At 40.0% G+C, this 11,399-nt stretch carries 8 protein-coding genes; 4 read left to right on the top strand and 4 right to left on the bottom strand.

Features of this window, described 5'->3' with window-relative positions:
- Positions 1-573: 573 nt before the first annotated feature.
- Both purL and F6K27_RS30655 read right to left on the bottom strand, forming a co-directional pair.
- The gene (gene purL / locus F6K27_RS30660) at positions 574-2,904 is read right to left on the bottom strand and encodes a phosphoribosylformylglycinamidine synthase subunit PurL (protein WP_287279637.1); all 2,331 of its coding nucleotides are present in this window, start codon (positions 2,902-2,904) and stop codon (positions 574-576) included.
- A 398-nt stretch (positions 2,905-3,302) separates the two neighbouring features.
- Entirely contained in the window at positions 3,303-3,914 is a 612-nt protein-coding gene (locus F6K27_RS30655) for a PEP-CTERM sorting domain-containing protein (protein ID WP_287279636.1), read from the bottom strand.
- 569 nt (positions 3,915-4,483) lie between these two features.
- On the opposite strand from F6K27_RS30655, the gene F6K27_RS30650 reads away from it, so the two are divergent.
- The 4 genes from F6K27_RS30650 (at position 4,484) to bchB (ending at position 10,802) form a co-directional block, all read left to right on the top strand.
- Positions 4,484-5,083: a pentapeptide repeat-containing protein gene (locus F6K27_RS30650; RefSeq protein WP_287279635.1), complete on the top strand. Its 600-nt coding sequence runs from the start codon at positions 4,484-4,486 to the stop codon at positions 5,081-5,083.
- Between the two features lie 686 nt (positions 5,084-5,769).
- Positions 5,770-7,854 (top strand): FAD-dependent oxidoreductase, encoded by a 2,085-nt coding sequence (locus tag F6K27_RS30645; RefSeq protein ID WP_124154534.1) that lies wholly within the window; start codon positions 5,770-5,772, stop codon positions 7,852-7,854.
- A gap of 246 nt (positions 7,855-8,100) precedes the next feature.
- Positions 8,101-8,337, top strand: coding sequence for a transposase (locus F6K27_RS34175; protein WP_124144373.1), 237 nt, complete (start codon positions 8,101-8,103; stop codon positions 8,335-8,337).
- Between the two features lie 938 nt (positions 8,338-9,275).
- On the top strand, positions 9,276-10,802 hold the full coding sequence (bchB, locus tag F6K27_RS30640) for a ferredoxin:protochlorophyllide reductase (ATP-dependent) subunit B (RefSeq protein WP_124144374.1): 1,527 nt from the start codon (positions 9,276-9,278) through the stop codon (positions 10,800-10,802).
- A gap of 52 nt (positions 10,803-10,854) precedes the next feature.
- Here the strand turns inward: bchB and F6K27_RS30635 are convergent, their stop codons facing one another.
- Both F6K27_RS30635 and F6K27_RS30630 read right to left on the bottom strand, forming a co-directional pair.
- Positions 10,855-10,977, bottom strand: coding sequence for a hypothetical protein (locus F6K27_RS30635; protein WP_275670431.1), 123 nt, complete (start codon positions 10,975-10,977; stop codon positions 10,855-10,857).
- Positions 10,978-10,996: 19 nt separating this feature from the next.
- Positions 10,997-11,206, bottom strand: coding sequence for a hypothetical protein (locus F6K27_RS30630; protein WP_287279634.1), 210 nt, complete (start codon positions 11,204-11,206; stop codon positions 10,997-10,999).
- Positions 11,207-11,399: the final 193 nt, after the last annotated feature.

Raw genomic sequence — 11,399 nt, 5'->3', positions numbered from 1 at the left:
CGCATCCTTAAAACTTTAACCTTTAGCGATCGCCTAATTTATGAAAAATACAGCTCATACAGTTACTTTTATGTTACATTATCAATATTTATGTAATATGTAAAGATGCCAGCGCTCATTGCTATAATATCATGTCCGGTAGCATCGGAGCGTGTATAGAATTAAGTCGAAATTGTAAGAAACCCTTTAGCTCCCGCTACCTTCTATACCAGATACAGTAGTGGGAGCATCTTGCTCCCTTCCCTTCGAGGATGCCCGCACTAGGAATGGTTCATCTACTGCATACATTACTATGCAGAACTACCGAAAATGGTTGTAGTAGACTGACACGCCTAAAAATGTAGGTTGGGTTGAACGGCAGTGAAACCCAACAAAAGCTTGCTCATGTTGGGTTTCGGGTTCCTCAACCCAACCTACACCTAATGCACCATTTTAGCTGTGTCGGTCCAGTAGGTAAACTTATTTCATCTACAACCTACCACCTATAGCAATAGAAAGATAGGTTAGGACTTATGCTGAAAATGAATCTTAGACTAGGCAATGTTTTTCCTACTTTTCCCTGTTCCCTATTCCCTATTCCCTACTATTCAACCGCCTTTCAATAGCATTGTTAAAACGATCGCTCATTTCCCCCATCTCCAAATTAATTAAAGACACACCCTCATCAACTAAAATTTGCAAAGCACTTTCAGCATTAACAACCAGACCAACTTTTTGCCAAAAATTAGTCAAATTTTCCTGGAGATATGACTCCCAAATTTTCTGATTTTCTTGCGCAATAGAAACCAAAATTCGGCAACCACCCTCTCCAAACAAAAACTCATCCAAGCGAAAATCTGACTTTTCAGCTAATTCCAAATTAACCTCAGCTCCCAACCTCCCACTAATACAACACTCTGCCAGAGCGATCGCTAAACCACCTTCAGCACAGTCATGAGCAGAATTTACCCAACCTTGACGAATACCATAACGACAAACTCCCTGTACCCGACGCTCTAAATCAAAATCTACCTCACTGGGTTTACCAGCAACCACACCATAAACAGTTGCCAAATATTCCGAAGCAGCTAAAGACCCAACTCCTAAATTTCCAATTAAATAGATAATATCTCCCTCAGTTTGCCAACCTTGTCCACAAATACGACTCAGGTCAGGAATTAAACCCACCATTCCCACCACTGGAGTCGGATAAATTGCTTGGGGATGACCGTCAGCATCCAAAGTCTCATTATACAAAGACACATTCCCGCCAGTAACAGGCGTTCCCAACTCCCGACAACCTTCAGCAATACCGCGACAACTCTCCGAAAGTTGCCAATATCCCACAGGTTTTTCCGGACTACCAAAATTGAGATTATCTGTAACTGCCACAGGTTCGGCACCTACACAACTGAGATTCCGAGCAGCCTCCGCTACTACCGCTTTTGCCCCCGTATATGGGTCTAGATAAACTAAACGAGAATTGCAGTCTACTGTCGCAGCAACACCAGAATTTAATGACAGGTTCTCCGTAGAAATTTGCGAACGTAACCGAATGACAGCAGCATCACTCCCACCAGGAAGCATAACAGTATTATTCTGCACTTGATGGTCATATTGCTGATACACCCAATGTTTAGAAGCAATGGTTGGAGTATCTAATAAAGTCAAAAGAATATCATTCCAGGTTTGCCAATTTCCCTGCACTTCAATACCTACTTCCGTACATGATGGCAAAGATGCTGAATTCCACGACCAAGCATTTTTCGCATATTCCGGTGGTTCGCTCAACAACTCCCGCTCATAAATAGGAGTATTATCTGCCAAAGCAGTAGCAGGTATTTCCGCTGCTATTTTCCCCTCAAATAAAATTCGCACAATAGGTTCTTCAATAACCGTACCTGCAACCACAGCATGAAGTCCCCAACGTTCGAAAATATCAATTAATTCTTGTTCGCGACCTTTCTCAGCAACAAACAACATCCGTTCTTGAGATTCTGAGAGCAAATATTCATAAGGAACCATCCCAGTTTCTCGCACTGGCACTTTGTCAAGGTCAAATTCAATACCCACTCCACCATTAGCTGCCATTTCTGAAGTAGAACAGGTGATACCAGCAGCACCCATATCCTGAGCTGCCACTACTGCCCCCGTTTTGAATGCTTCCAAACAAGCTTCGACTAAGCATTTTTCCAAGAATGGGTCGCCTACTTGTACAGCAGGGCGATCGTCAATTGATTTATCGCTGAGTTCGGCGCTGGCGAAACTTGCTCCACCCATACCATCTCTACCTGTAGTGGAACCGACATATAAGACTGGGTTGCCAATACCGGATGCACCAGATTTAACAATTTCGGGGGTTTCCATTAAACCCAATGCCATGACATTGACTAAGGGGTTGCCTGTATAAGCAGGGTCAAAGTAAATTTCTCCTCCAACTGTAGGTACTCCGAAACAGTTTCCGTAGTGAGAAATGCCGGAAATTACTCCGGTAAAAATGCGTCTAGTTTTAGCATCTTCTAGGGAACCGAAGCGTAGGGAGTTAAGTACAGCGATCGGCCGCGCACCCATTGTGAATATGTCTCGGAGGATACCACCGACTCCTGTTGCTGCCCCTTGAAATGGTTCGACAGCGGATGGGTGGTTGTGGGATTCTATTTTGAAGGCGAGTTGGAGTCCGTTGTCTAGGTCTACGACTCCAGCATTTTCTCCAGGTCCGACGAGAATGCGTTTGCCTGTAGTGGGAAATTGTTTGAGGAGGGGGCGGGAGTTTTTATAGCAGCAGTGTTCTGACCACATGACTCCAAACATTCCTAGTTCTGCTTTATTGGGGTGGCGACCAAGGCGGTTCAGGATTTCTTGATATTCTTCTGGTTTGATGCCTTCGGATGCTATTTCTTCTGGAGAAAAAGGAGTTTGTGACATAATATATAATGGGAAAGTTGACTAACTGTTTTGGTAGTCCTATTATCTCATCAATTATGTCAAACTTAATACAAACAAAATAACTGGAATATACGAGCGAAAATTCTCAAAATCTTTATCGGTAGTAAAAATAAAGATAAATAGAGTCATAATGTTAATTCACTGATTACTAAAATAGATAACTCATTGACTCGTTTTAACTGTAAATCATTAGTTAAAAAATCCTCACTTTCTGATTGAATAGCAACAGCAATTTGTAAGGAATCAGTTAATGATAAATTATACTTTAATAATTTTCATTCTTGATCATCACAACCAAAATATTGTAGGGACGTTCCATAGAACGTCCCTACTGTGGTCTAGCGAAATGAAAACCGCTGTAATATTTGCCCAACCTACTAGCTAGGGTTGGCTGTAGATTTGGAAGGCTTCAGTTTGCGTTTGACGGTTGAAACTGCTCCTAGAGTACCGAGAGCGAGGAAGCTTAAGATAGAGGTTGGTTCAGGGACGGTGATTGGAGCAGCAGAAAAACTAGCAGAAAAACTAACGGGCAATTCACTATCTTCTGGCCCAAAATTTTCAAAACCTGGTATAAATGGTGGCGCAGAAAAAATCTCAAAATAACCCGGAGGCTGCAAAAAATCAGCAAAAAACATATTAACAAAGTTTCCTTCCGAGGTAAAATACCCAAAACCAGAACTTGTTAATTGTTCATCAGGATTAAGACTAATTATATTGTCAAGTACAAAAGGTTCGTTTCCAGGTATTGAAGTTCCCGTAGGTTGTAAACCAATAATTGTTTCGTCATTTCGCGTACCAGTAATTCCAGTAATTAGGTAAAAACCTAAATCGTCAGGAGTGTCATTAGTCGTCAAATTACCACTTGCTTCTATACCAGGAGCAGAATAACTCCAGTTCCAAATTAAAGCAGAGGCAGCTTGTATTTTCCCAAAAACCAATGCAGATGTCACACTGAGGACTGTGACAGATAGTAAAGTTAGATTTTTCATAAAAAAGCTGTAAATTTTTATTACTTCCTATATTTCTATTTAAACCTCCTCAAAAGGTCTTTGCAATATCTTTTGCTTAACTTTACAGAATCTTTAAAATTTCCTGAGAGTAAGCTAGGGAGGAAAATGAGCAGAATTAAATATGAGATAAGGATTTGAGGTATCTATAATCTATAATCATCAACAAAAATCATCAGCGTTGGACTTTGTATCCATGCGATCGCTGATGAATAAAAACAAGAGCCTCAGAGGAAAAATATCAAATTCAAAAAATAAACAAAGTATAACAAACCGTTAAATACTGGCTAATCCAGCCATTAGCATCAGGGAAAAAAACCGAATCAGTAGAGAAGAAAATTAGCCTGAGGTGAGGAAAACGTGAATCTACGCAAGCAAAAGGAGATAGGAGTCGAAGGTATCAAAGGCATTTTTCTAAGTGAACATCATGCTATATCAAGGCCACTTAAATTGGAATTAGATTATTTCAGACTATCTAAATGATATACTACATCTGTCTAACAATTGTCAAGTACCTCTGCTCTTTAATTATTTCTTCCCGATAAAATACCATGAATCAACCATTACCTTTAGATTTTTCTGAGCAAAACCTACGCCATCGTGATTTTCAAGGTCAAGATCTAACAGAAGCTAATTTCAGTGGTTGCGATCTGAGGGGTTGCAATTTTCAGGATGCTATCCTAGTAGAGGCCAATTTTCGAGGAGCAAAAATTGGACAATGTAGGAGCAAAATTAGGACTTTGATCGCCCGTTGTGCTGGAGCGGCGATCGCTGTTACTATTGCGAGTGCTTTTGCGAGTTTTGTTGCTGGTGGAATGGCGGGGGTTGCTGCTTTAATTGCTACTGGAGCTGTAGCAGTTGCTATTACTAATGCTGAAAATGAGATTATTGCTGCAGTTTTAACAGGTACTTCAGCAGTTATTGGTTCGAGTGGTATTATCTCTTTTTTTGCCGGAAATATAGTTAAGGCATTGTTATTATTTTTGGGTTCTGGAATAATTTTTGGATTGGCGATAATTTTGTTTTTTCAAGTTGTTATCAACTTGGAGAAGTTATCAAAAACATCTTTTGAGGATGCCAATTTAACTCATGCTATTTTTGATGAGGCAATTATTGAAGATTCTAATTTGTTCGAGTTTGTTAGTAACTAGAAAAATAGTGAGAAAATCAAAAACTTAAAATTAATAGACATCTGGTATAAATTACAGATGTAGAGAATTTTTTTTGCCTTTTTTCAGAAATTTTCTTCCCTGTTGCATATTGCCTAATTATGCAAAAAGTCTATTATTTTTCGGAGATGTCTAATACCAATTTGATCAATGTTTGCTATAAATAATATCATGTCCGCACTTTATTGTTTGTGTAAAACCAAGGGTGAATATCTACAGGAAATTTAGGTTTTTTCAAGCTTTTAAGCCTTCTTCCCTCTTCCTTCTTCCTTCTTCCTTCTTCCTTACCTTCACACTTACAATACCAATGCTACCGGACATGATATAACTAGGTTATTTATTAGGACTCAGTGGTAGGGATAAACCGCTATTTGCCCCTACAGGAGTCAGAATGAATTGCTTAGATTCTATTTTTTAGGTCGTAAATTATCTTTTTAGTCAAAGGGACATCTCCTAAACCTGTCTTTTCATCACACTTATTATTCGTAACATTCTTTTTTGAAATTGCTATAATAATTAATAATTACCTCTTTTTCCAAAGAGTTGCCTGTTCCCTGCTATAAATTAATATAGCACTAGACAAAAAGGTTAGGACTTCCTTAATAAGCTGAAACAATGAAATATTAAGAATCAGCCTTTTGCGATAAAGTTCCACATCCCAAATAACCATGAGCAACAGTATATTAGACGATCGCTTTTTTACCAGACCCACCGATGGTCAAATTTTCTCATTTCCCATATTAATAGTGGGTGGTTCCACTGCAGCATATTCAGCTACCCTGGGTGCATTAAAAGCGGGTGCTAATGTTTGCCTCGTGCAACCAAAACAAATATTAGGCGGACAATTTACTACCCAAGCATTACCTGCTTCCGATGACCCTCAACTAGACAAAAAATTTAATCCAGGGGAAATATATGAAGATAAAGTAGACCGAGACAAATATGCCTTTTCCAAGACTCAATGGCAGTTCCGCGAACGTAGTCGGGAACTCCAACCAGTTAATGGTAAGAAAATTGATAATCCTGGTGGGGGTTGGGTAAGTAATTTTGCCACGACAACTGTAGTTATGGCACAAGCACTTAACGAAGCGATCGAAGATTTTCTCAGCAATGGCAAATTAACCCTCATTCCTTTTGCCGAACCTGTAGAAATTTTGTTTAGTGAATCTCCCAATGAACGGCGACAGGTAACGGGTGTTGTATTTCAGGATGTGCAGAATAATCAACGCTTCACCGTCAATGCTCAAATTACCATTGAGGCGACAGACTTGGGAGACTTACTAGAATTAGGAAATATTGAGTCGCGAGTCGGACAAGAATCACAAAACGACACGGGTGAAGCACTTCTTCCCCAACAACCTTTTCCCGAATGTCAACAGTCAATCACTTTTTGTGCTGCTGTGGAAAAAACTGCTGAGGGAGCAGGTGTTCCCATCGGTAAACCAGAAGGTTATGGGGTGAAACCTTGGTTGCAAACGGATAAATTTACCAGCACTTTTCAAGGACGAACATTTTTTGAGCGGTTTGCAATTTTTACTTATCGACGAATAAAACGTCTCAAGGATGGGTATATCCCAACTACGAGTAATGGTGATGTGACCATCCTGAATTATGAGTCCAATGATTATAAAGTGGGTCTGTTGACTGGGGTGAGTCGGAGCGATCGTCAAAAACATATTCAGCAAGCACGGGAATATACTCAAGCTTATATTTATTACCTCCAGTCGCAAACATTAAAAACCAACAATTGGATATTAATAGGTAAGGTAGGGGAGTTAAAACCACGGGGAGACTTGACTTGGACTAATGATGGTATTGCTCTGGAACCCTATATCCGCGAAGCAAGAAGAGGGATAGCATTAACAACTATTGTTTACCGAGATACTGCCCAACAATATTATGGCGAGCAAGCACGGGGACGATGTTTTGACGATAGCGTTGGTATCGGTCATTATGCTTTGTTTGATATTCATCCCACTGATAACCCTAACCACCTTATTTTCAACAGTAAAGATGAGATGAAATGTTTGCCTTTTACTATTGCGTTAAAAGCAATGGTGCCGTTCGATACGGATAACCTGATTCTGTCGGCGAAAAGTATTGGCACGACTCATTTGACTAATTCTGTATATCGGATGCACGCCGTTGAATGGGCGATCGGTGAAGCAGGCGGTCATTTAGCTGCTTTTGCTCTAAATGAGGGGGTGGATGTTCGTACTATTGCTACAAATAAACGACTGATTTATAAATTTCAGGGTTTATTAACTCGTAATCAAATTCCCCTATTTTGGTATAACGATATTGCCCATGATGACCCAGACTTTGAGGCGATACAAATTCTCGCTGTGGCAGGTATTGTACGGACTGAGAATTACAATCATTTATATTTTCTACCAGAGGGAACAGTCAACCGAGCAGTTGTTTCAGTGGCAGTGGTAAATGTGATGGGTTTTGAAATGCTTAATCCTGAGTTTCCCACTTTTCTCGATGTACCGAAGGAGCATTTTGCCTATCGTGCCATTGAAACTATGGCAGCAAAGGGTATTGTTTCGGGGGTGGGTAATGGATATTTTGCCCCAAATTTACAATGTACGCGGGAGCAGTTAGCGTTTATTGTTGGTAAAAGTGGAGATTTTGATGTGTTTCAGTTATTTGGTACTTCTGGTACACCTTTGGATGCTCAACCTTTGAAACGACGGGAGTTATCTCGGATTTTGTATATGGTATTGCGATCGCAATATGGCATTGATTAAATATTTTTGTAGTTAGTAATATAAGAGCTGATTCATAAAGAGAATCTAAAGAAAGTTAATCCCAGTCAAATTAGGTGTGATTGTTGAGTATAGTTGAGCCATATTGTAACCAATGAGTCTAATACCTGCGATAGCGTACCCTTAACCGGAGGTGATCGCTAACCCTAAACGTCAACCATACCCAAGGGACCTGAGTGATTCGTATGGGGGAGATACTCAAGGCTCTACTACCTAAACCTAAAGGGTTTGGTCATCCTGTTCAAGTGGATTTCCGAGAAATTCGTATGGGGTATATTTTATGTACAAAGAACTGGATTCCAATGGGAAATGATGCCCCATGACTTACCACCCTACACAACTGTATACAGATACTTCCACCAAATGGCAGCATCGTGGTTTCTGGCAACTTCTTCACGATCAAGTTCGCCAAAAATTAAGAACACAACTAGACAGGGATCAAGACTCCACCGTTGCGAACGCTGATTCCTATGGCAGTCAAAACAACAGAAAAAAGGGAGCTGTCTACGGCGCGCGATGGTGGTAAGAAAGTTAAAGGCCGTAAGCGCCTTATGGTGGTAGATTCGATTCGGATTATTATAGCGCTGTGCGCAGGCAACAGCTCCGGAAGGGGGAATAAATTGCCTATAATATAAGATTTTAGCTATTGGACATCTCCTGCAATTTGTAAATACACCAGCGCTCATTGCTATAATTGGAGTTCTAGTGAGTGAGGCAAATGCCTCAGAACGTTTAGGAGCAGTAGTTGTGCTCAATGAAGCAAAGAGCAAGCTATCGAAAGAGCGAGGTAGTCTGGGTAGATCAGGGTTATTCTGGTAAAAACTTTGCCAATGCTGTTAGGCAGGTTTGTGGCGATGGCGTCGCTATTGGAAGTGATCAAACGAACATCAGAGAGTTTTGAGCAATTGCCGTGCGCGATGGATTGTTGAACGGAATGCATGGGTGGCTAAATAGATTTAGGCGCGCTATGTAAGGATTATGAAGTCTATTCAGATGTAAGTGAAGCAATGATTTATGGCTGATTAATCCCACTCATGGTCAAGGGACTAGCTAATTTAAGATTTACTTTATGAATCAGCTCTTAGCCAAGAAAATCACTACTTGTAGGACATTACCTGATTTTTTTCTGGAGAGCGATCGCACACTATAAACAAGCGATCGCTTTTTTCATATACCTATATCAAACAATTGTCAACCCCTAATTTACACAAATTAACTAAAAAATTAAGAATACTTAAATAAAACAAAATTTTATTGCTTTACTGACAAACTGAGTTCCTAGTTGATGGGATAACCTGAAAAAATATTGTTCAAAAAGTCCCGTTAAATGAATAAAGACATCAAAATTTGAGACAATCAAAGTAACAAATCTATAACAGTTAACAAAAAACGGAGAAAATTAGATGAAATTAGCCTACTGGATGTATGCAGGTCCCGCTCACATTGGCACATTGCGCGTTGCCAGCTCTTTCAAAAACGTTCACGCCATAATGCACGCTCCCCTCGGTGACGATTATTTCAATGTCATGCGCTCTATGTTAGAAAGAGAACGTAATTATACACCAGTCACCACCAGTGTAGTTGACCGTAATGTATTGGCGCGGGGTTCTCAAGAAAAAGTGGTAGATAATATCATCCGTAAAGACAATGAAGAAGCTCCTGATTTAATTGTTCTTACTCCTACCTGTACTTCCAGCATTTTGCAAGAAGACCTAGAAAATTTTGTCGAACGCGCTCAAATAGATGCCAAAGGTGATGTAATGCTGGCAGATGTTAACCATTACCGCGTTAACGAACTCCAAGCAGCGGATAGCACTTTGCAGCAAATCGTTAAATATTATATTGAGAAGGCGAAAAAGAAAGGGGAACTTCCAGAAGGGAAAACTGAAAAACCTTCTGTTAATATTATTGGCGTTTCTACCCTGGGTTTTCACAACCAACATGACTGCACCGAGTTAAAACGCTTAATGGCAGATTTAGGTATCGAAGTTAATGAAGTCATTCCCGAAAGTGCTTCTGTTCACAATTTAAAAAATCTACCTCGCGCTTGGTTTAATCTCACACCCTATCGCGAATTGGGGATAATGGCAGCTAAATATTTAGAGTCAGAGTTTGGAACTCCTTATATTGACATTACTCCTATGGGTGTGGTGGAAACTGCTCGTTGTATTCGTAAAATTCAGCAGGTGGTTAATGCTCAAGGTGCCAATGTTGACTATGAGGAATTTATTGATAATCAAACTTTGCACGTTTCTCAAGCAGCTTGGTTTTCTCGTTCCATTGACTGTCAAAATTTAACTGGTAAAAAAGTTGTGGTATTTGGGGATAATACTCATGCTGCTGCTCTGACAAAAATTTTGGCGCGGGAAATGGGTATTCATGTAGTTTGGGCAGGTACTTATTGTAAATATGATGCTGACTGGTTCCGGGAACAGGTGAGTGAATATTGCGATGAAGTTTTAATTAGTGAGGATAATGGAGAGATTGGGGATGCGATCGCTCGTGTGGAACCTGCGGCAATTTTTGGTACACAAATGGAGCGTCATGTTGGTAAGCGGTTGAATATTCCTTGTGGTGTAATTGCTGCACCAATTCATATTCAGAATTTTCCCATTGGTTATAAACCGTTTATGGGTTATGAGGGAACTAATCAAATTGCGGATTTGGTTTACAACTCCTTTACTTTGGGAATGGAAGACCACCTGTTAGAAATATTTGGTGGGCATGATACTAAGGAGGTTATTACTAAGAGTATTTCTGCTGATTCTGATTTGAATTGGACGAAAGAAGCAAAAGCAGAGTTGAATAAGGTGCCTGGTTTTGTTCGGGGTAAGGTGAAGCGAAATACAGAAAAGTTTGCGAGAGAACGTGGTATTGGGGAGATTTCTTTAGAAGTTATGTATGCTGCCAAAGAAGCTGTTGGTGCGTAGTTAATTGTTAATTTTAGTGGGGTGGGTTTTCCATCCCAGTCTATGTGTTTTATCATTTTCTTTGTGGGTTTAATACCCCACCGTCTACAGGGTGTTCACGCATTACTTGGGGGAGCGAATCCCCATGTAATTTTCCTCCTGTCTCCTGTCTCCTGTCTCCTGTCTCCTTCTTCAAAAATTTTGTTTAGCAATAATTATGCTTTCTCTTTTTCTTCTTTAGGCTTTCCGTAAAGGTGTAGTGTCACTTTTCCCGTTACCTTTACTTGTTCATTAGTTAGCTGTTCTTCAATCTCTTCTGTTATCCAATTCACGAATTGTTTATAAGAGTTTTTCCTAAACTTCCAGCCTTTTTCACTATTTGTTTTACTATTAAAGTTTTGATTATTAGGGGCTTTGTTGCACAAAAGATGATGTTTAGGGTAAAAATAAAGAAGTCAAGATGGTACACGAAACTACACTCAGCAGATATGAGTAAGAGTAAGTCTAAATCCAACTCCAAGTCCTTGTATCGACTCAAAAACTGGTCTGAGTATGATGCCTCCTTAAAGCAGCGAGGGAGTCTCACTTTTTGGCTGACTCCAGAGGCCATGGAGCAGT

The organism is Okeania sp. SIO2F5, assembly GCF_010692685.1.
Classification (GTDB): domain Bacteria; phylum Cyanobacteriota; class Cyanobacteriia; order Cyanobacteriales; family Microcoleaceae; genus Okeania; species Okeania hirsuta.
The sequence above is the reverse complement of the archived record's forward strand: the minus strand, read 5'-3'. Positions and strand labels throughout refer to the sequence as shown.